This is a genomic window from Polaribacter sp. (genome assembly GCF_965656025.1).
Lineage (GTDB): Bacteria > Bacteroidota > Bacteroidia > Flavobacteriales > Flavobacteriaceae > Polaribacter.
Window position 1 is genome coordinate 29,439 of record NZ_CBFHJT010000007.1, and the last position, 20,717, is coordinate 50,155.

The following is a 20,717-nucleotide window of genomic DNA, read 5'->3' on the forward strand; positions in this document are numbered from 1 at the left end:
GATTTTGACTTTTTTCATCAACTCAAAGATAGAGAAACTTCTGATGTTTTTAAATTATTATTAGTTGCTTTTTGTACTTTCGTTTGTCTTATGAAAATACCAAAGTATATATTACCAGTTATAGTAATTGCTCAATTTTGTTGCACTTCTTTATGGTTTGCAGGAAATGCTGTTTTAAACGATTTGATTTTAAGTTTTAATTTGAGTGAAAATGCTTTAGAAAATTTAACATCTGCTGTACAGTTTGGTTTTATTTCTGGTACTCTCTTATTTGCTATTTTTACCATAGCAGATCGTTTTTCGCCCTCTAAAGTATTTTTTGTTTGTGCTGTTTTAGGAGGATTATGTAATAGTCTTTTAATTTTAGAAAATAACAATTTAACAATGTTGTTATATTTTCGATTTTTAACAGGATTTTTTTTAGCAGGTATTTACCCTATTGGGATGAAAATAGCAACCGATTATTATGAAAAAGGTTTGGGTAAATCTTTAAGTTTTTTAGTTGGTGCTTTGGTTTTAGGTACTGCATTACCTCATTTATTAAAAAATAGTTTGTCTAATTTTTCATGGCAAAATGTAATTGTAGCTATATCTTTACTTGCTTTTTTGGGTGGATTATTACTAGTTTTCACCATTAAAAATGGTCCCTATAGAAAAAAGAGTTTAGGGTTAGATTTGTCTGCTTTTTTTAAGGTTTTTAAAAATAAACCATTTAAAAAAGCCGCATTTGGTTATTTTGGACATATGTGGGAACTTTATGCGTTTTGGACATTTGTACCTGTAATTTTAAAAATATATAGTAATTTATATGAAAACACTAGTTTTAATATTTCATTATTTTCTTTTTTAATTATAGGGATTGGCAGTATTGGCTGTATTTTAGGTGGATTTTTAGCTGAAAAGTTTGGCGTAAAAAAAATAGCATTCAATTCGTTATTATTATCTTGCATTTGTTGCTTATTACTTCCTTTTGTTTTTATGATTGATAATGCTACGTTGTTTATAGCTTTTTTGCTATTTTGGGGAATGGTTGTTATTGCAGATTCGCCACTTTTTTCTACTCTAGTTGCAAAAAACGTGTTAAAGGAAGAAAAAGGAACTGCTTTAACTATTGTGAACTGTATTGGTTTTACAATTACAATTATAAGTATACAATTAATAAGCAAGCTTTTTTATAACACCAACTCTACTTTTGTATTTCTACTATTGTCTATTGGCCCTTTTGTAGGCTTACTATCTCTAAAATACAAACAAACTAAAGAATTTAAAGTATTTAAGAAGTAATTTATATCAAATTGAGCTTGTTGAAGTATTTTTACAACTAAAAATTAGTTGCTTTGTAAACAAGCTCAATCTTATATATTAAAACTTATTTTTTATTATAATACCTGATCCTCTTCATCAATATCATTTACATCAAAATCATCATTATCCTCAAAAAATTCTTCATCTTCTGCGTATTCTTCCATCGCATTTTCTAAACGCTCACTTATTTTTACTAAATAAACTGTGTCTTCTGTTTTTACTTCTACAGCTTTTATAGTTTGCCCTTTTGCGTTTTTAAATGAAATAATATCACTATAATCATAACCATCTGGATATTTATCTATCAACATATCTAAAATATCCTTGGTTAGTTTTGCGTATTCTACAATTACTCTTTTCATTATTTTTTAATTTATTCAGTCATTATTAGATTTCTCTAGTGCCTAAAAAGACTTATTTCGAAATAACATTAACAATGGCAAAATTGATTTACATTTTTAAAAGATAAGCAAAAATTAATGGAGCAACAATAGTTGCATCACTTTCTATAATAAATTTTGGAGTATCAATATCTAATTTACCCCAAGTTATTTTTTCATTAGGTACTGCCCCAGAATAGGAACCATAACTAGTTGTAGAATCTGATATCTGACAGAAATAACTCCAAAATGGAGTGTCTGTTCTTTCCATATCTTGATATAACATTGGTACCACACAAATAGGAAAATCTCCTGCAATACCACCTCCTATTTGAAAGAATCCTATTCCGTTTGATGAGTTATCCGTATACCAGTCTGCCAAAAATGTCATGTATTCAATTCCAGATTTCATGGTAGAGGCTTTTAATTCTCCTTTTAAAACATAAGAAGCAAAAATGTTACCCATGGTAGAATCTTCCCAACCAGGACAAACAATAGGCAAGTTTTTTTCTGCAGCTGCATACATCCAAGAGTTTTTAATATCAATCTCATAATACTGCTCTAAAACACCAGAAAGTAACAACTTATACATATATTCATGTGGTAAATAACGTTCTCCATTTGCTTCTGCATCTTTCCAGATTTTTACAATATGCTCTTGAATTCTTCGGAATGCCTCCTCTTCTGGAATGCAAGTATCTGTGACTCTATTGAGACCTTTTTCTAACAAATCCCATTCATCTTGTGGCGTTAAATCTCTATAATTTGGAACTCTTTTATAATGCGAATGTGCTACCAAATTCATGATATCTTCTTCTAAATTGGCACCAGTACAAGAAATAATTTGCACTTTGTCTTTACGAATCATTTCTGCAAAAATTTTACCTAATTCTGCTGTACTCATAGCTCCTGCTAAAGATACAAGCATTTTGTTGCCTTTATTTAGTTGCTCTTCATACCCTTTAGCTGCATCTACCAAAGCAGCGGCATTAAAGTGTAAAAAATATTTTTCTATAAATTCTGTAATCGGTTTTTTCATTTTAAATTATGTTTTTGATATTTTTTTAACTTCAAAAATATCTGTTCTTCTATCTTTTAAATTACGTACGCTGCCAAACTGATTCAAATCTTTTAACAAGTGTAAATCTACATCTGCAATTAAAATCATTTCTGTATTTGTGGTTGCTTCTGCTTTAATTCCGTTGGCTGGAAAGGAAAAATCACAAGGTGTAAATACCATCGATTGTGCGTACTGAATATCCATATTATTTACTTTTGGCAAGTTACCAACACTACCAGCTATGACTACATAACACTCGTTTTCTATAGCTCTTGCTTGTGCGCAATGTCTTACTCTAGAGTAGCCATTTTGTGTGTCTGTTAAAAAGGGAATGAATAAAATATCCATACCTTCTTCTGCCAAAATTCTACTTAGTTCTGGAAACTCTGAATCGTAACAAATTAATACACCAATTTTGCCACAATCAGTGTCAAAAGTTTTTAACTCATTACCACCTTGCATTCCCCAAACTTTTGCTTCGTCTGGGGTTACATGTAATTTCTCATAACGATCTGTAGTACCATCTCTTTTACAGATATAACCCACATTATACAACAAACCTTCTTTTATTTCTGGCATACTACCACTAATTATATTGATGTTGTATGTAATTGCCAGTTCAGAAAATTTCTGAACGATGATTGGTGTATATTTTGCCAGTTCACGTATGGCTTCAGATTCTGGTAAATGATTATTATCGGCCATTAATGGCGCGTTAAAGAACTCTGGAAAGAGTGCAAAATCTGATCTATAAGCAGAAACTGCATCTACAAAATATTCTGCCTGTTGCATTAATTCTTCCAAATCTTTATACAAGCGCATTTGCCATTGAATTAAACCTAAACGCACTACTTTTTTATTGGTAGCTGCTTTTTTAGATTTTTTTTCATAGTAAATATTATCCCATTCTAACAATACTGCAAACTCGCCAGAACTGGCATCACCTTCTAAATATCCTTTTAATATTTTAGAGGGATGAAAATCATTAGAGATTTGAAAATTTAGCACAGGATCATATATTTCTTTACGTTTTACCTTTTCTAAATATTCTTTGGGTGATAAATCTTTAGCATATTTATGGTAATTAGGAATTCTACCACCAAATACAATCCCTCTTAAATTTAGTTTTTCACACAATTCTTTTCTATAATCATATAATCTTCTCCCCAAACGTAAACCTCTGTATTCTTGCTTTATAAAAACGTCTATACCATATAAAACATCACCTTCTTTTTTATGTGTATCAAAGGTGTAATTTCCTGTAATATCTTCATAAGTATGCTGATCGTCTAAACTATCATAATTTAATTTTATAGATAATGCACAACCTGCTAAATCTCCATTTATCTTTATAACTACTTGTCCTTCAGTAAATTTATCAATTAACGCTTTAATTTGATTTTCTTTCCAGTAAGATTCAGGCATATTTTTGTATGCCTGAATCATAGCTTCTTTTAACTGCTTATAATCGTTTAAAGTTAAATAATGGAGTTCTATATTTTCTATATTCTGAATCATTATTTTTGACTAATAATCGTCATCATCATTTTTAAATTTAGACAATTTGCTAAATGGGCTGTTTTCAGAACTCTCATTACCAATATCATACGTATCATCATTAGAAGCAAATTTGTAACTTAACATTTTATAATACAATTTAGCTGCTAAAAAGTCTGACGACTTTTCTTTTTCGTTTGGACATAATTCTACCATATCAAAACCAACCACATTTTTTTGTTCGAAAACCTGTTTTAAAAACTCTAAAGTCTCGTAATAGAATAAACCACCTGGTTCTGGTGTGCCAGTACTAGGTAAAATTGATGGATCTAAAGCATCTAAATCAAACGTAATAAAAACATTGCTTGTTAATTGATCTATTACATCTTCCATCCAATCTTGGTTTACAGCCATGTCATGTGCAAAAAATACTTTTTCTGGATTCATTTCTCTTTTTTCTGAAATATCCATACTTCTAATACCAACTTGCACTAAATTCGTGTTAGAATTAGCTTCGTAAACTGCACAAGCGTGGTTGTATTTAGTGCCTTCGTACTCTTTTCTTAAATCTGCATGTGCATCTATATGCAATACTGTTAAGTTGTTAAAACATTCATTAAAAGCTCTAATTGTACCAATAGAAATCGAATGTTCTCCTCCAAAAAGTGTAACAAATTTGTTTCTGTTAATAAACTTCTTTGTCGTTTGATGTACAGCTTCTACCATTGCTTCAGGAGAAGCATTTTCTGTAATTGGGTCTGCTAAAAAAACGCCTTCTTTGTAAACTTCAGAATCGGTTTCTATATCATACAATTCCATATTTTCTGATGCATCTAAAAAAGCCTGTGGCCCTTTGTCTGCTCCTTTTTGCCAAGTGCTTGTACCATCATAAGGTACAGGGATTAATACAATTTTTGATGATGCTAGTTTTCCGTATTCTTCTGGAATTCCTGCATAAGTTTTACTTATTTTCATTTTATTTTATATTGTTTTTAGTTTTTATTATCAACTAAATAATGTTTTTTTAGTAGCCTAAAATTGAAAGTAATTCGCTACTTTTTTGTTGTTCTTTAAATATTTCTATCGTTAACTCCCCATTTTCATCTCTATCTATTAAAAGATGTTTTGGGTGTGGAATTAAACAGTGCTGCAAACCACCAAAACCACCTATAGATTCTTGATATGCACCTGTATTGAAAAACCCGATATATAAAGGTTTATCTTTCTCGTAAACAGGTAAATAAATTCCATTTATGTGTTGCTCTGAATTGTAATAATCATCACTATCGCAAGTTAAACCACCTAATAAAACACGTTCGTATTTATAGTTCCATTTGTTTATGGGTAACATTATAAAGCGCTTATTAATGGCCCAAGAATCTGGTAACGTGGTTATAAATGATGAGTTAATCATGTTCCAACGTTCTCTATCATTTTGTTTTTTCTGATACAAAACCTCGTAAATTGCTGCTCCAGATTCGCCCACAGTAAAACTACCAAACTCGGTAAAAACATGAGGTACATCTACTCCTGCTTCATTACAAGCTTGCTGTATTTGATTGATAATTTCATCTATCATATACGCATAATCATACTCAAAAGCCAAAGAGTTTTTTATAGGAAAACCACCTCCAATATTTAAACTATCCAAAGTTGGGCAAACCTTTTTTAGGTTAATGTACACGTTTAAACACTTCATTAATTCGTTCCAATAATAGGCATTGTCTCTAATACCTGTATTGATGAAAAAATGCAACATTTTTAAATCTACTTGTGTGTTTTTTGCAATTTCACGCTCATAAAAAGAAACGATGTTTTTATAACCAATACCCAATCTAGAGGTATAAAACTCAAACTTAGGTTCTTCTTCAGAAGCAATTCTAATACCTACTTTAAAAGGTTTTTTGGTTTCTTTTTGTAAAAGAGGTAACTCTTCATAATTATCTATGATAGGAATGCAGTTTTTGTGACCACCATTAATTAAACCACCAATATTTTTTATGTATTGATCTCTTTTAAAGCCATTGCAAATTACAAAGGTGTTGTCTTTTATTTTACCTTCTTTTTTTAAATTATTCACAATATCTATATCGAAAGCAGAAGATGTTTCTATATGAATATCGTTTTTTAAAGCTTCGTTTAAAACATGTTTAAAGTGCGAGCTTTTTGTGCAATAGCTATAAAAGTAATTTCCTTTATAGCTGTGTTTTTCTATACTATTTTGAAACCAACCTTTGGCTCTGTTTATGTTTTCTGAAATTTTTGGTAAGTAGGTAAACTTTAATGGCGCACCATATTTGGCGGTTAATTCCATTAAATTAATACCATGCCAGAAAAGTTTATTGTTTTCTGTTTTAAATTCTTCTTGAGGAAAATCGAATGTTTGCTCAATTAGATCTATGTATTTTGTATTCACTTTTGTTTTTTAAATATTACAGTACTGAGTATTTTACTAAAACATATAAGTATTTTAGTAATGTTTTATAATCATTTTTAAATGATTAATCTCACTGTAATATTTGCAAGTAAACTACATGCAACTTAGAAATAAGCTGCAACTCTTGAAGAAAGGAAAAAGGAGAAACCTTAATTTTTTCGTCGCATTTCCAAAATGCCTTATAACCAACTTTCTCCCAAAGTGTGTTACTACCGAAATAAGAAAAACGTAACATTTTACTTAAAATAAGTGCGTCAAATGTAAACGATTTTTTAATACGAAATACAAAAACAAAAAAAAAGTGAAAAAAATTTTCACTTTTAATATTTCCTTTAAAATCTACTCTTCTGGAGGATATCCATGTATTTTTTCGAAGTCTTCATCGAAATTAGAACGTAAATATGCGTTTAATTTCTTCCTGTAATCGTCTTTTAACCAGGTAACAAAATTGTGAGTACTTTTAGAAATACATTTGGCATATCTATTTATTCTATCGTCAATTTCTTCACCTAACATTTTTGCTAAAATAAGTGCATCAAAAACATCTTCGCTGTTTTCAATACACATTTTTGCATGGTGTACAATCGATTTTTCTAAAACTCTTTTAGAAGACTCACCTGCTTTAATAGTATCAATATATACTTTTTTCATATCGAAATAAGTATCTGTAGACTTTGCGAACTCTTTTTTAACATCTGCTGGCAATTCATACCTAAATGTACTTTCTATTTCTTCATCAGAAAGTATAGCATCTAAGTAATAATCTGGAGCTCTAAACATTTTTTGCCAATCTAAATCTGCTCCCCAAGGACCAAATCTATGAAAGTTGTTTCCTAAATCTACAACATCAAAAGTATCTTTATCACCAAAAATACGAGAACCACGACCAATCATTTGATAATATAAAGTCAACGATTTTGTTGCTCTGTTTAAGATAATTGCTTCTATACTTGGCTCATCAAAACCTGTGGTTAAAATACTTACAGAAGTTATAATTGCGTTGGGTGTTTTATGAAACCAACGTAAAATTAATTCACGTTCTTTTTTGGTATTGGTATTGTCTAAATGCGCTATTGGATAACCAGCCTTTTTAAATGCGTGAAAAACCTGAATAGAGGTGTTAATACCATTATTAAATATTAGTGTTTTTTTACCTTTTGCAGTTTCTTCGTATGCACTTACCAACTTGGTAAGCATGTCTGTATTCATATACAAATCTTCAGAAGATTTTACAGTATAATCTCCATTAGCACCTACTTCTAAAGAAGTTAAACCTACATTATAAGAGTACATGTTTGCTTGTGCTAAATACCCATTTTCTATTAAATGCTGTATAGATTCACCAACAAATAACTCTTGATAGTTCTCATACATTGGTAATTTAATATTAGAACTTAAAGGCGTTGCAGTAACACCTAAGATAAAAGACTCATCAAAAAATTTGAAGATTTTTGTAAAAGAATTGTAATGCGCCTCATCTACAATAACCAAGCCTATATCAGATATGTCTAACTTTTCGTCATTCAATCTGTTTTTTAAGGTTTCTACCATTGCTACAAAGCAATTAAAATCATCCTGATCGTCTAATTTTGCTGTAGAATTGATAATTTTATTGGTTACCCCAAATTCATCTAACATTTTAGAAGTTTGTTTGCTTAACTCAATTCTATGAGTTAAAACCAATACTTTTTTTTGAAACGTTTCTAAGTAACGCCTTACAATTTCAGAAAAAATTACTGTTTTACCACCACCAGTTGGTAGCTGATATAATAAATGATAATCTTTAGGTGCTGTTTCAAAACGTTTAAATATTTCTTGAAGCGCATCTTTTTGATACCCATATAATTCTTTACCTGTTGTTGCTTGAGAAGTGTTTGTTTCTGCCAAAAGTTTAAAAATTTTAAGAAACAAAAATAAGACTTAAAATAGGTTTATCCCAAATTTTAACTAGATAAATCTCGATAAATCGGTTTGAGTAATGTCATAATGAGATGCATTGTGAACAGCAGTACCATTTTTTATCACTATTAATTGAGGTGATTGGTGCGTCACTTGAAAGCTATACCCTACTTCATCTGAAATATTTCTATAACTCAATAAATCTAAATAATAGACTTTTAAATTTTGATGCTCTTCTGTAAAAAGTTTTTCAAACTGTTTAATAACCATACTACTAATGCCACATCTTGTAGAATGCTTAAAAATAAATATACTTTCTGTTTTAGATTGCTCTTTTATTTCTTCTAACTGCTCTAAAGTTGTTAAGGGAATCCAGTTTAAATAAGAAGGTGTGTTTTCTTTTTTATTCTTGTTACTTCCTAAAATATTATCAAAAATCCCCATATATATTATTTTGCAACTGTAAATTTAGTAAAACAATTTAGTGTTAAAATTACTGTTTCATTATTTTTTTATAAATAATATTTCCTTCGTCAGTAATTATTTTTAGCAAATAAATACCAGTTTTTAAATTTTTTACAGAGATTTTATTTTGTGAAGTATTTAAAACTAATTTGCCAGAAAAATCAAATAATTGAATATTTTTTATTGCGCTATTATTAGATAATTTTAAATTTAAAATATCCTTAACAGGATTTGGATACACGAATGCTTCTACTTTTTTAGTTATATTTTCTAAAGATAATTGACTTTCTTGATACACTCTAATATAATCAATTTCCATAGTATCACTTGTAAAACTATTATCTATAGCTCCTCCTAAACTCCCCCCCATTGCAACATTTAATAATATATAAAACTCTTGATTGAAAGGGTTTACACTTTCCATTTGATTGATTAAGATATCATCCATATAAATTTTCATAGTATTTGCATCCCATTCTAAAGCATAAATATGATAATTGTTTGAGGTATCATTATTATTTGTTGCAATTCCTTTACTATTATATTTATAGCCATCTCCATTGTCCCAATGCCATGTGGCTAATATTTCTGTTTTAGCGATGTTGGGTTCCATAATATCAATTTCCCCACATAAAGGCCAACTTGTTGTTCCAAAACCTTGGTTATCAAAATAACCACCATCTTCATTAATATTTTTACCAAGTAACCAAATTGCTGGCCATGTGCCTGCTACAGAAGGTAATTTTGCACGTACTTCTACTCTGCCATATTTAAAAGAAAATTTAGAGTTTAGTCTTGCAGAAGTAAACTGTTTTTGATGTCCTTGGTCTGTAAAAGATTCTCTAATTGCTTTAATTTTTAAATTACCATTTTCTACAAAAGAATTTTCTATACGATTTGTGTAATGTTGTTGTTCATTATTTGCCCAACTATTTCCTGCTATTAATTTTGTTTGATGAAACCATTTAGAGTTGTCTATTGCTCCAGAACTATCAAACTCATCAGACCAAACTAATTGATCATAAACAGGATCTGTATTTGGTTCATTTGTATCTGTAACTTCATAAAAGAAATCATCTATAAAAGCTAAAACATGACTTGTATTATTTTCTCCATTAATTTGAATTAAAACTCTATTAAAATCTGTTCTTTGGGTTGGTGCTGTTGTATCTCCATTTAAATTGATATAATTATCATTTTTAAAATCGAAGGTAATTTCTTGCCAAGTGTTTAATGTTAAGGGTTTTATAATTTCACTTTGAGTAGACCAAGGCGCACTTATATTACCATTTTGTAGTTTTAAAGAAATTTGATTATTTTCATTTCCAGTTATTCCGCTTGAAGGAATATAAATTTTTAGCTTGAAAACATAATCATTTGTAAGCTTAAAACTACTTGCATTATCAAATCTAACATTTGCGTATTGCCCACCAGTATCATGATAGCGTAAAACAGTATTTGAGGTGTTAATTCCAGTTTTAGTTGGATTTTCAAAAGAAACATTTACGGCACAATTATCTTCTACCCAACTAGAAATTGTTCCATTACCTTCAAAATCGTCTTGAATGGATTGAGAATAATTAAAAGAAGAAATGAAAAGAAAAAAGATAAATAGTTTTATAGAATTATGCATAAATTTATTTTTATTGATTTTAAGCAAATTTAGAAATGAAACCTACTTTTTAAAAATAATAAACCACTACAACTCCACTACATTTTAATTATTATTGCTAAATTCAGCTTAAAATTGCCAAAAAGTCAGTATCTATAAGGTGTTCAAGACATTTTGTCTGAAATTTTTAATGGGTTTTGAACTGGTACTAAAATTGCGGATTAAAAATCAAATAAAAGAATTAGAAAATGAATTTTAATAATTATACAACAAAATCACAAGAAACCATACAAATGGCGCAACAATTAGCGCAAGGTTATGGACATCAGCAAATAGAAAATGAACACATTTTTAAAGCATTAACACAAGTAGATGAAAATGTATTGCCTTTTTTATTAAAGAAATTAAATATCAATATTGCCGTAATAAATCAAATTTTAGAAAAACAATTAGAAAGTTTACCAAAAGTTTCTGGTGGAGAAATCATGATTTCTAGAGAAGCAAGTAAAACACTAAACGAAGCCTCTATAATTGCAAAAAGCATGCAAGATGATTATGTTTCTATAGAACATTTAATTTTAGCTATTTTTAAATCGAAAAGCAATATTGCCCAAGTTTTAAAAGACCAAGGAGTTACAGAAAAACATTTAAAAGCAGCTATTGAAGAATTAAGAAAAGGAGAAAGAGTAACTTCTCAATCTCAAGAAGAAACTTATAATTCTTTAAATAAATATGCTAAAAACTTAAATGAATTAGCCAAAAATGGAAAGTTAGACCCTGTTATTGGTAGAGATGAAGAAATACGTAGATTGTTACAAATTTTATCACGTAGAACCAAGAATAACCCCATTTTAGTAGGTGAACCAGGTACTGGTAAAACTGCTATTGCAGAAGGTTTAGCACACAGAATTGTAGATGGAGATGTACCAGAAAACCTAAAAGATAAACTCATATTTTCTTTAGACATGGGTGCTTTAATTGCAGGTGCAAAATACAAAGGCGAGTTCGAAGAACGTTTAAAAGCAGTCATTAAAGAAGTAACAAATGCAGAAGGAGATATTGTACTTTTTATTGATGAAATTCACACTTTAGTTGGTGCTGGAGGAGGTCAAGGTGCAATGGATGCTGCCAATATTTTAAAACCTGCTTTGGCTCGTGGAGAATTGCGTGCTATTGGTGCCACTACGTTGGATGAATATCAAAAATATTTTGAAAAAGACAAAGCTTTAGAACGTCGTTTTCAAAAAGTACAGGTAAATGAACCTGATACAGAAAGTGCCATTTCTATTTTAAGAGGAATTAAAGAAAAATACGAAACACATCATAAAGTTCGTATTAAAGATGAAGCAATTATTGGTGCTGTAGAATTATCTCAACGTTATATTACCAATCGTTTTTTACCAGATAAAGCCATTGATTTAATGGACGAAGCTGCGTCTAAATTACGTATGGAAATCAATTCTAAACCAGAAGAATTAGATGTTTTAGATCGTAAAATAATGCAATTAGAGATTGAAATTGAAGCCATTAAACGTGAAAAAGATGAAACGAAACTTAAAGGTTTACGTTCTGAATTGGCAAATATTAAAGAAGAACGCAATGAAATTAATGCGAAATGGAAGTCTGAAAAAGAAGTTGTAGATAATATACAGAATACAAAATCTGATATCGAAAACTTTAAAATTGAAGCAGAAAAAGCGGAACGTGAAGGAGATTATGGAAAAGTTGCTGAAATTAGATATGGAAAAATAAAACAAGCACAAGAAAAATTAGAGGAGTATCAGCAAATTTTAAATGAAAATCAAAATGAAAAATCTTTAATTAAAGAGGAAGTAAATTTAGAGGATATTGCAGAAGTTGTTGCCAAATGGACAGGAATTCCTGTAACTAAAATGATACAATCTGAACGAGATAAATTGTTGATTTTAGAAAAACAATTGCACAAAAGAGTGGTTGGACAAGAAGAAGCGATTGTAGCTGTTTCTGACGCTGTTAGACGTTCTAGAGCTGGTTTACAAAACCCAAACAAGCCAATTGGTAGTTTCTTGTTTTTGGGTACAACAGGTGTTGGTAAAACTGAGCTAGCAAAAGCTTTAGCTGAGTATTTATTTGATGATGAAAATGCCATGACTCGTATTGATATGAGCGAATATCAAGAAAAACACGCTGTTAGTAGATTGGTTGGTGCACCTCCAGGTTATGTTGGGTATGATGAAGGTGGTCAATTAACAGAAGCTGTTAGAAGAAGACCTTATTCTGTGGTGTTGTTAGATGAAATTGAAAAAGCACATTCAGATACATTTAATATTTTATTACAAGTTTTGGATGAAGGTCGATTAACAGATAATAAAGGTAGAATTGCAGATTTTAAAAATACAATTATTATCATGACTTCTAATATGGGAAGTCATATAATTCAAGAGAAATTTAGCGACCCAAAAGCAGATATTGAAGCCGTTACAGAAGTTGCAAAAATTGAAGTTTTAGGATTGTTAAAACAATCGGTAAGACCTGAGTTTTTAAATAGAATTGATGATGTAATTATGTTTACACCATTGAATCAAAACGATATTTTTGAGATTGTAAAACTACAAATTGAGCAATTAAAGAAAATGATTGGTAAACAAGAAATTACATTAGATGCCACTGATGATGCCATCAAATATTTAGCTAAAAAAGGCTATCAACCAGAATTTGGTGCAAGACCAGTAAAAAGAGTCATTCAAAAAGAGGTTTTAAACCAATTGTCTAAAGAAATTTTAGCAGGTAAAATTACCACAGATAGTATTATTTTATTAGACGCTTTTGACGATAAACTCGTTTTTAGAAATCAATCTGATTTGGTGGAAGAAATATAATTTATTGGACAAGTATTTTTTAGACCTCATAGGATTTTAGAAACTGTGAGGTCTTTTTATTTTTTTTATAACCACTAAAATAAAGTTTCGTTTACCTATATTTGAATCTAAAATATCCTTATGATGAAAAAATTTCTATTCGTATCTGTTTTTATGTTTTCAATGTTAACTGCTTGCTCTTCAGAGGAAACTACCACTTATTATTTAATTCGTCATGCAGAAAAAGACAGAACCGACAAAACGAATAGAAACCCTAACTTGAATGAAAAAGGTTTAAAAAGAGCCAAAAAATGGGCAACTTATTTTAAAAATATCGATTTAGATGCAGTTTATTCGACCAACTATAATAGAACACAACAAACCGCAAAACCAACAGCAGAAAGTAAGAGATTAGAGGTTTTAAGTTACAATCCTAGGAAAATGTACGACTCTATATTTAAAGCAAACACAACAGGAAAAACTGTTTTAGTAGTTGGCCATAGCAATACTACACCTGTTTTTGCAAATAAAATTTTAGGAGAAAAAAAGTATAAAAACATGGATGATAATGACAATGCTAGCCTCTATGTGGTAACGATTTCTGGAGATAAAAAAACGAGTAAAATTAAGAAAGTAGATTAGTTTTTATATATCTGAAACCTTGCAGGAAAACAGCTATTTTCTAGCAACCAACATCATATGTGGGCTAAAAGCCAAAACAGATTCGTCTAATTCTGTTATTTTTATAATTTCTAATAAAGTTTCTTTCTTTTTGGGGTTTAGCATGTTGGCAAAATATTCGTTGTCTAACCATATCATCCCTTCTACTGCAAAAAGATTGATAATTTCTAAATTTTGCGATGTAAATTCCTTTTTTAATTGCTTGGGTTTGTGATAAAAACCATCTGCCAATAACCATGGAAATTCTTTAGGTGGATTGTGAATTCCTGTACTTAACTCGGTTTTGCACATTTCTAAAAATGGTTTTTTATGCACCAAACCTTGCATTAAACCGGCCACTGTACTTGCAGCAGAATTGATAGCAAAACCTAAAATAAGTCCGCCTTTTTTTAAAACTCTTTTTGCTTCTTTTATTGTTTGTAAACGGTCTTCTTTTTTCTGAAGATGATATAAGGGCCCGTGTAAAATAACCAAATCGGCTACTTCATTTTCAATTTCTAAATTTTGAGATTCGCCTTTAGTTACAGTGAATTTATTTTGAAGTTTCTGTGCTCTTTTTTGAGCTAGTTTTATGTGTTTTTCTACAGGTTCTATTAAATGTACAGTATGCCCTTTTTGAGCTAACCACTCTGCATATTTTCCTGTGCCACCACCAACATCTATAACGGTTGCATTTGGTTTATTAATGTGTCTTTCTATGAGTGATTTTATCCGTTCAAACTCAAAAACCCCCATACCAGACTCTAAACGCGTTTCTTCTGATGCTTGGTTGTAAAAAGCTTCTAATTCTTTACTTATGAGTTGTTTTTTGTTCATTTTGTACGTAATTTAAAAATACAAGATACTTAATTTATCAATTTAGTTGACAAACAAGTTTAGCCCTGATTGAAACGACATCCTTTTTTCTTTTTCAGAAAAAAGATATAGTGGAAAGCAGGAATAGCTTCAAAAAAATTAATTGTCTAACAGCTTTACTTCGATATCTTTTAGCACAATTTCAGAGACTTTTTTAAGTTGATTTTCCTCAAAAGCTTTGTCTATTTCTATCAATTTTATGGAGTTATTTAAGGGTTTGTAGTTGTGATAATCTACAAAACGAATGCCGTTTTTTACACATTGTTCTTTTAAAACCCGAAAGCGCTTTCCTCCTCCATTTGTATGATAAGCGTACGCTAAATAATCGATTAAAAAATCATCTTTTCCAATCCAATAGATAAAAACGTCTTCAAAATCTTCTCCTCCTCCATCTTCAGAAAAAGTAATTTCTACTTTGTAATATTCTTTACCTTTAATGGTGGCTGGTGGCAATAATTTCTTTTTAACAGCTTTATCATTTAAACCATAAGGCAATACAGAAAAATAATGGACAGAGTTTACCGAATTTGCATATTTGGTAGCCATAGAATCTGCTACAGGTACTTGATGCGTATTTATTTCTCTTCGAAATCCGTTGTTAGAAACCATGTCTGAAATGACACCTATATTTTCTTTTTGTTGATTTCTAATCAATAGAAATTTTCCGCTTTTTTTTCTTAAAGCAATGTATTTTTTGTCTCTAAATATAAAGGAAATCTGAGAGTTTGCAACTTTACCTGCGCCAGAAAAGGCTATCGATTTATCTATAATTTGCTGTGCAGTAAGTTCTTTTTCAGTGGGTTTGCAAGCTACTATTAAAAAAAATATAAATAAGTAAAAGTATTTCATTGAGTTTTGTTTGTTTTGGTCGAAAATGAATTTCAAAATTACATTTCTTTCTCGAATGTAAAAATGTATCTTTGTTAAAATAAATAATGAAGTTGTAGCAGTGCAGAAAAAGATTAACATACAGAACAAAAAAGCGCGTTTCGAATACGAAATTCTAGATAAATATGTGGCTGGAATTCAGTTAACTGGAACCGAAATAAAATCGATAAGACAAAGTAAAGCCAGAATTACAGAGAGTTTTTGCGAGTTTAATGATAGAGGTGAATTGTTTATCGTAAATATGTATATACAAGAATATTTATATGGACATCACTTTAACCACAACCCAAAAAGTGAGCGTAGATTGTTGCTAAACAAACGCGAGTTACGTAGCTTAAAAAAAGATGTAGAAGCAAAAGGTAATACAATTGTGCCTTTAAAATTATTTATAAATGATAGAGGTTTTGCAAAATTAGAAATTGCTTTGGCTAAGGGTAAACAAACACATGACAAGCGAAATGTAATTAAAGATAGAGATAATAAGCGCGATTTAGCAAGAATTAAAAAGAGTTTTAATTCTTAATAGTATTTGTATGATTGCTTTTTTAAAACTAATTCGTTACAAAAATCTATTAATGGTTTTATTAACAATGGTTTTAACCAAGTATGCTTTGATAGAATCTTTTATTGTAAACAGTTATTTATCCAATTTAGAATTTACTTTTCTTGTTTTATCTGTTTTATTAATAACTGCTGGAGGTTATATTATTAATGATATTTATGATGTTGAGGCTGATATAATCAACAAACCACACAAACTTTTTATTGGTAAAACTATTACTAGAAAAAAAGCATGGAAAAGTTATTATTTATTAACTTTTTGGGGACTAATTATAAGCTATCTTTTATCTGAAAACTTAAACTTACTCTTAAGTAATTTTCTATTTTTGGGATGTGTTTTAGGTTTACTTTTTTATGCTTTTTTTTTAAAGAAAAAATTAATTTTAGGAAATTTACTTATATCAATTTTTGTATCATTAACAATTTATATTGTTTATTGGTATGGTTGTAAATTTTTAGATTTTATTGAACCCATTCCAGAAGAACAAGGAAATTCTCTTTTATTTTTTCAAGTATGGATAAAAATCATTTTATATACAACTTTCGCTTTTTTAACCACATTAATCAGAGAAATCATAAAAGACATAGAAGACATTAATGGCGATTTAAAAATAAAAGCCAAAACATTACCCATTTTAATTGGCAGAAAAAGAGCTTCTCACGTCGCTTTTTTCTTTGGTTGTATTTTGTTAGTTTTTTTATTGATGGTTTTACAGACTATAAAACAAGAACTCTTATTTTTAAGTTACGGAATTCTATTTATCCTATTACCACTGCTCTACTTTCTCTACTTACTATGGAAAGCTGAAAAGAAAAAAGATTTTTCCTATTTAAGCAGTTTAATGAAATTAATTATGTTTTTAGGGGTTTTATCGATGTTATTATTTAAGATAGATTAAAAGCTAAATTGTCTCCTCGAGCGCAGTCGAGAGGTAATTAATATTATTTAAGTCTTATAGGTTTCGACTGCGCGTAACCTGACAAAAGAAAAACAATTCATGTTAAAAGAAAAACTTAAAAATTATAATGTAATTCTAGCTTCTAAATCTCCTAGAAGACAACAATTTTTTAAGGATTTAGATATCGATTTTACCATACAATTAAAAGAAGTAGAAGAAATTTACCCAAAAGAATTAAAAGGAGTAGAAATTACAGATTATTTAGCCAACTTAAAATCAGAAGCTTTTACCAATTTAAAAGAAAACGACTTATTAATTACTTCAGATACTATTGTTTGGTTAGAAAACCAAGCTTTAGGAAAACCAAAAGATGCTAAAGAAGCTTTTATAATGTTAAGAAACTTATCTGGTAAAAAACATCAAGTAATCACTTCTATCTCTATAAAAAATAAAAAAATTCAGAAAATTGTAAATGATGTAACTACAGTTTCTTTTAAAGAACTTACGGATGATGAAATTAACTATTACATCAACAATTACAAGCCTTTTGACAAAGCCGGTGCTTATGGCATACAAGAATGGATTGGATTTATCGGCATTAAAAATATCGTTGGTAGTTATTTTAATGTTGTAGGTTTACCCGTTTATAAATTATATGAAGCTTTTATGAAACTTTAAATTTTAAAACTTTCTAACGATATGTTAAGAAGTCTTAATTTGTATTCTGTATTTTATCTTCTGTATCATAAATAAAAGTTTATTTTTACCCCAAATTATACAATACAAAATTCTTACAATTTTATAATGAAAAAATACACATACACAGATAAAAAAGACACTCGTTCTGGTTTTGGAGATGGTTTAACAGAGTTAGGCAGAACAAACCCTAATGTAGTTGCTTTATGTGCAGATTTAATTGGTTCTTTAAAAATGAATCAATTTATTGAAGAAAATCCAGAAAGATTTTTCCAAGTTGGTATTGCAGAAGCAAATATGATTGGTATTGCTGCTGGTTTAACCATTGGTGGTAAAATACCTTTTACAGGTACCTTTGCAAATTTTTCTACAGGTCGTGTTTATGATCAAATAAGACAATCTGTTGCTTATTCTGGTAAAAATGTAAAAATATGTGCATCGCATGCAGGTGTTACTCTAGGTGAAGATGGTGCTACACATCAAATTTTAGAAGATATTGGTTTGATGAAAATGTTACCCGGTATGACTGTAATTAATCCATGTGATTATAACCAAACCAAAGCTGCTACTATTGCCATCGCAGATTTTGATGGTCCTGTTTATTTACGTTTTGGTCGTCCAAAAGTACCTGTATTTATGCCAACGGATACAAAATTTGAAATTGGTAAAGGAATACAATTAACAGAAGGTACAGATGTAACTATTGTTGCAACAGGCCATTTAGTGTGGGAATCTCTGCAAGCTGCTGAACAATTAGAAGCAGAAGGAATTTCTGCAGAAGTTATCAATATACACACAATAAAGCCTTTAGACGAAGAAATAATTTTAAAATCTGTTGCAAATACAGGTTGCATAGTTACTGCAGAAGAACATAATGTAATTGGTGGTTTAGGCGAAAGTGTTGCAAGAACACTATCTTTAAACGCACCAACTGTACAAGAATTTGTTGGTACTAACGATACTTTTGGTGAGTCTGGAACACCAGAGCAACTAATGGCAAAATATGGTTTAGATGCAGCTGCAGTTGTAAAAGCCGCTAAAAAAGTCATTTCAAGAAAATAAAATTGTTTATATTTAAAATCCCTAACATTAATTTAAAATGAAAATTATGAAAAAAGTAATCTTATTAATTTGTTTGGCTTTTGCTTTTAGTCAAACTTCTAGTGCACAAGTAAGCTTTGGTTTAAAAGGTGGTATCAACTACAATTCTAACTCTATTAAAGAAACAGGACAAGATGTTTTTGATGGAGCTGAAAACAAAGCAGGTTATCATGCGGGTATTTGGTTAAGAGGTAAAATACCTATTTTAGGCTTGTACATAAGACCAGAATTAGTATATACCAATTTACAGAATGATATTACATATAATGGTGGTGCATCTGCAAAAACAACAACTTTTAGTTTCCAAAAAATTGATATTCCTGTATTATTAGGTAAAAAAATATTTGGAGTGGGAAATATCTTTGTTGGCCCTTCTTTTCAATATGTTTTAGATTCTGACTTTAGCATTAGCGATATACCAGATGTAGAAGGAGATGGTTTTACTGTTGGTCTTCAATTTGGAGGTGGTATAGAACTTGGTAGATTAGGTATAGACGTTCGTTGGGAAAGAGGTTTTAATGATATAGAATCCAGCTTTCTAAACGGTGCTACAAAAGTAGAGTTTGATACAAGAGTTAATCAAATAATTTTTGGTTTATCTTATAAATTATAATAAAAAATAATGCAAAAAAAAGTCTCTTGAAAACTCAAGAGACTTTTTTTTTATATCAATATTACAAATACTTACACATTCGGATTTAAGTAATCTGGTAACGTTGGTCTGTCTGTATCACTAAAATCATTGGTTAGATCTCCGTCTCCATTTGCATCTTCATCTGCAGAAGGTGTTCCATCATTATCATGGTCTGTATCTTCAACAAAATCTAATAATTCTATATAAAACATTAAATTAGCGTTTACTAAATTACTTGTATAATTGTTGGGATTTATAGAAGTATATGCTAAACCAGAAGGAATAAATAAAACTCCTTTGCCTCCATTTAAATAAGTAATTGGTCCGTTAAAAGGATCACCATTTGCTTCCTTTTTTAAGTAACCACCTTTAAAAAGCTCAAATCCATAGGACCAACCTCTAACAGCTAGGTTAGAATAAGAAAACCAAGCTCCAGTTGTATTGCTATCAAATCTACTGCCTAATTCTGATCCATTTACAATAGCTTGTCCAGAATATTTTGCAAAAATAGAATCTGCAACACTAGGAAAACCTTTATCAGTATCTGGTGCTGGATCTCCAACTCTAGTTTGATACACGTAAAGTTTGTAATCAATATCATTTCTAATTGCTGGTACTGTTATTAGTTTGCTATCTTCAAATAATGGGGTTTCTCCATTTACTAAAACCTTAACAGAATCTAAACCACTATCATAATAATGGCTTTTTAAAAACTTTACCAAAGTATCATTATCTGCCAAGGCCAATGCCTCATGGTCAATATCTAGAAAGGGATTTTGAAAACCAGTTGGTTGATCATCACACGCATTAAATAAAACTACTCCTAAAAGTAATAACAAAAAAATATTTTTAATTTTATTCATTTAATCTTAAAATTTATGGGCGCAATTTACCATTTTTATACCTTTGT

19 protein-coding genes are annotated in these 20,717 nt (G+C 29.8%); 8 read left to right on the forward strand and 11 right to left on the reverse strand.

Annotated elements, in window-relative coordinates; translation table 11 throughout:
- On the forward strand, nucleotides 1–1,284 hold a 1,284-nt coding region (locus tag ACTG3S_RS02350; RefSeq protein ID WP_439127770.1), incomplete at its 5' end, for an MFS transporter.
- A 95-nt stretch (nucleotides 1,285–1,379) separates the two neighbouring features.
- Here the strand turns inward: ACTG3S_RS02350 and ACTG3S_RS02355 are convergent.
- From ACTG3S_RS02355 to ACTG3S_RS02390, 8 genes are all read right to left on the reverse strand, one after another.
- The gene (locus ACTG3S_RS02355; protein ID WP_439127771.1) at nucleotides 1,380–1,667 is read right to left on the reverse strand and encodes a hypothetical protein; all 288 of its coding nucleotides are present in this window, start codon (nucleotides 1,665–1,667) and stop codon (nucleotides 1,380–1,382) included.
- 88 nt (nucleotides 1,668–1,755) lie between these two features.
- Nucleotides 1,756–2,724, reverse strand: coding sequence for a deoxyhypusine synthase family protein (locus ACTG3S_RS02360; protein ID WP_439127772.1), 969 nt, complete (start codon nucleotides 2,722–2,724; stop codon nucleotides 1,756–1,758).
- A gap of 6 nt (nucleotides 2,725–2,730) precedes the next feature.
- The gene (locus ACTG3S_RS02365; protein WP_439127773.1) at nucleotides 2,731–4,263 is read right to left on the reverse strand and encodes a GNAT family N-acetyltransferase; all 1,533 of its coding nucleotides are present in this window, start codon (nucleotides 4,261–4,263) and stop codon (nucleotides 2,731–2,733) included.
- Nucleotides 4,264–4,272: 9 nt separating this feature from the next.
- Entirely contained in the window at nucleotides 4,273–5,217 is a 945-nt protein-coding gene (gene speB, locus ACTG3S_RS02370; protein WP_439127774.1) for an agmatinase, read from the reverse strand.
- 49 nt (nucleotides 5,218–5,266) lie between these two features.
- Nucleotides 5,267–6,658: an arginine decarboxylase gene (locus ACTG3S_RS02375; RefSeq protein ID WP_439127775.1), complete on the reverse strand. Its 1,392-nt coding sequence runs from the start codon at nucleotides 6,656–6,658 to the stop codon at nucleotides 5,267–5,269.
- Between the two features lie 360 nt (nucleotides 6,659–7,018).
- Nucleotides 7,019–8,566 carry a DEAD/DEAH box helicase gene (locus ACTG3S_RS02380; RefSeq protein WP_439127776.1) on the reverse strand — a complete coding sequence of 516 codons (1,548 nt, stop codon included), beginning with the start codon at nucleotides 8,564–8,566 and terminating at the stop codon, nucleotides 7,019–7,021.
- Nucleotides 8,567–8,626: 60 nt separating this feature from the next.
- Nucleotides 8,627–9,022, reverse strand: a complete 396-nt coding sequence (ytxJ, locus tag ACTG3S_RS02385) for a bacillithiol system redox-active protein YtxJ (protein ID WP_439127777.1) — start codon at nucleotides 9,020–9,022, stop codon at nucleotides 8,627–8,629.
- Nucleotides 9,023–9,071: 49 nt separating this feature from the next.
- Complete coding sequence (locus tag ACTG3S_RS02390; RefSeq protein ID WP_439127778.1) at nucleotides 9,072–10,676, reverse strand: family 16 glycosylhydrolase; 1,605 nt, start codon at nucleotides 10,674–10,676, stop codon at nucleotides 9,072–9,074.
- Nucleotides 10,677–10,903: 227 nt separating this feature from the next.
- On the opposite strand from ACTG3S_RS02390, the gene clpB reads away from it, so the two are divergent.
- Together clpB and ACTG3S_RS02400 are read left to right on the forward strand one after the other, a co-directional pair.
- Complete coding sequence (clpB, locus tag ACTG3S_RS02395; RefSeq protein ID WP_439127779.1) at nucleotides 10,904–13,513, forward strand: ATP-dependent chaperone ClpB; 2,610 nt, start codon at nucleotides 10,904–10,906, stop codon at nucleotides 13,511–13,513.
- A 123-nt stretch (nucleotides 13,514–13,636) separates the two neighbouring features.
- Nucleotides 13,637–14,134, forward strand: coding sequence for a SixA phosphatase family protein (locus tag ACTG3S_RS02400; protein WP_439127780.1), 498 nt, complete (start codon nucleotides 13,637–13,639; stop codon nucleotides 14,132–14,134).
- Nucleotides 14,135–14,167: 33 nt separating this feature from the next.
- Here the strand turns inward: ACTG3S_RS02400 and ACTG3S_RS02405 are convergent, their stop codons facing one another.
- Both ACTG3S_RS02405 and ACTG3S_RS02410 read right to left on the reverse strand, forming a co-directional pair.
- A complete protein-coding gene (locus ACTG3S_RS02405) occupies nucleotides 14,168–14,989 on the reverse strand; it encodes a class I SAM-dependent methyltransferase (protein WP_439127781.1) in 822 nt (273 codons plus the stop codon).
- A 138-nt stretch (nucleotides 14,990–15,127) separates the two neighbouring features.
- Nucleotides 15,128–15,877 (reverse strand): DUF6503 family protein, encoded by a 750-nt coding sequence (locus tag ACTG3S_RS02410; protein ID WP_439127782.1) that lies wholly within the window; start codon nucleotides 15,875–15,877, stop codon nucleotides 15,128–15,130.
- Between the two features lie 100 nt (nucleotides 15,878–15,977).
- Between ACTG3S_RS02410 and smpB the strand changes: the two genes are divergently transcribed.
- From smpB to ACTG3S_RS02435, 5 genes are all read left to right on the forward strand, one after another.
- A complete protein-coding gene (smpB, locus tag ACTG3S_RS02415) occupies nucleotides 15,978–16,439 on the forward strand; it encodes an SsrA-binding protein SmpB (RefSeq protein WP_298948192.1) in 462 nt (153 codons plus the stop codon).
- Nucleotides 16,440–16,449: 10 nt separating this feature from the next.
- Nucleotides 16,450–17,376 carry a geranylgeranylglycerol-phosphate geranylgeranyltransferase gene (locus ACTG3S_RS02420; protein WP_439127783.1) on the forward strand — a complete coding sequence of 309 codons (927 nt, stop codon included), beginning with the start codon at nucleotides 16,450–16,452 and terminating at the stop codon, nucleotides 17,374–17,376.
- Between the two features lie 99 nt (nucleotides 17,377–17,475).
- Complete coding sequence (locus ACTG3S_RS02425; protein WP_439127784.1) at nucleotides 17,476–18,054, forward strand: Maf family nucleotide pyrophosphatase; 579 nt, start codon at nucleotides 17,476–17,478, stop codon at nucleotides 18,052–18,054.
- Between the two features lie 126 nt (nucleotides 18,055–18,180).
- Nucleotides 18,181–19,134 carry a transketolase family protein gene (locus ACTG3S_RS02430; RefSeq protein WP_439127785.1) on the forward strand — a complete coding sequence of 318 codons (954 nt, stop codon included), beginning with the start codon at nucleotides 18,181–18,183 and terminating at the stop codon, nucleotides 19,132–19,134.
- Between the two features lie 46 nt (nucleotides 19,135–19,180).
- Entirely contained in the window at nucleotides 19,181–19,786 is a 606-nt protein-coding gene (locus tag ACTG3S_RS02435) for a porin family protein (RefSeq protein ID WP_439127786.1), read from the forward strand.
- Between the two features lie 71 nt (nucleotides 19,787–19,857).
- Here the strand turns inward: ACTG3S_RS02435 and ACTG3S_RS02440 are convergent, their stop codons facing one another.
- Nucleotides 19,858–20,670 (reverse strand): FKBP-type peptidyl-prolyl cis-trans isomerase, encoded by an 813-nt coding sequence (locus ACTG3S_RS02440; RefSeq protein WP_439127787.1) that lies wholly within the window; start codon nucleotides 20,668–20,670, stop codon nucleotides 19,858–19,860.
- Nucleotides 20,671–20,717 lie beyond the last annotated feature (47 nt).

Bases quoted from the DNA above. Each gene is read 5' to 3' on its own strand.
- ACTG3S_RS02355 (WP_439127771.1), bottom strand. From the start codon at position 1,667: ATGAAAAGAGTAATTGTAGAATACGCAAAACTAACCAAGGATATTTTA.
- ACTG3S_RS02360 (WP_439127772.1), bottom strand. From the start codon at position 2,724: ATGAAAAAACCGATTACAGAATTTATAGAAAAATATTTTTTACACTTT.
- ACTG3S_RS02365 (WP_439127773.1), bottom strand. From the start codon at position 4,263: ATGATTCAGAATATAGAAAATATAGAACTCCATTATTTAACTTTAAAC.
- speB (WP_439127774.1), bottom strand. From the start codon at position 5,217: ATGAAAATAAGTAAAACTTATGCAGGAATTCCAGAAGAATACGGAAAA.
- ytxJ (WP_439127777.1), bottom strand. From the start codon at position 9,022: ATGGGGATTTTTGATAATATTTTAGGAAGTAACAAGAATAAAAAAGAA.
- ACTG3S_RS02390 (WP_439127778.1), bottom strand. From the start codon at position 10,676: ATGCATAATTCTATAAAACTATTTATCTTTTTTCTTTTCATTTCTTCT.
- clpB (WP_439127779.1), top strand. From the start codon at position 10,904: ATGAATTTTAATAATTATACAACAAAATCACAAGAAACCATACAAATG.
- ACTG3S_RS02400 (WP_439127780.1), top strand. From the start codon at position 13,637: ATGAAAAAATTTCTATTCGTATCTGTTTTTATGTTTTCAATGTTAACT.
- ACTG3S_RS02405 (WP_439127781.1), bottom strand. From the start codon at position 14,989: ATGAACAAAAAACAACTCATAAGTAAAGAATTAGAAGCTTTTTACAAC.
- ACTG3S_RS02410 (WP_439127782.1), bottom strand. From the start codon at position 15,877: ATGAAATACTTTTACTTATTTATATTTTTTTTAATAGTAGCTTGCAAA.
- ACTG3S_RS02420 (WP_439127783.1), top strand. From the start codon at position 16,450: ATGATTGCTTTTTTAAAACTAATTCGTTACAAAAATCTATTAATGGTT.
- ACTG3S_RS02425 (WP_439127784.1), top strand. From the start codon at position 17,476: ATGTTAAAAGAAAAACTTAAAAATTATAATGTAATTCTAGCTTCTAAA.
- ACTG3S_RS02430 (WP_439127785.1), top strand. From the start codon at position 18,181: ATGAAAAAATACACATACACAGATAAAAAAGACACTCGTTCTGGTTTT.
- ACTG3S_RS02435 (WP_439127786.1), top strand. From the start codon at position 19,181: ATGAAAAAAGTAATCTTATTAATTTGTTTGGCTTTTGCTTTTAGTCAA.
- ACTG3S_RS02440 (WP_439127787.1), bottom strand. From the start codon at position 20,670: ATGAATAAAATTAAAAATATTTTTTTGTTATTACTTTTAGGAGTAGTT.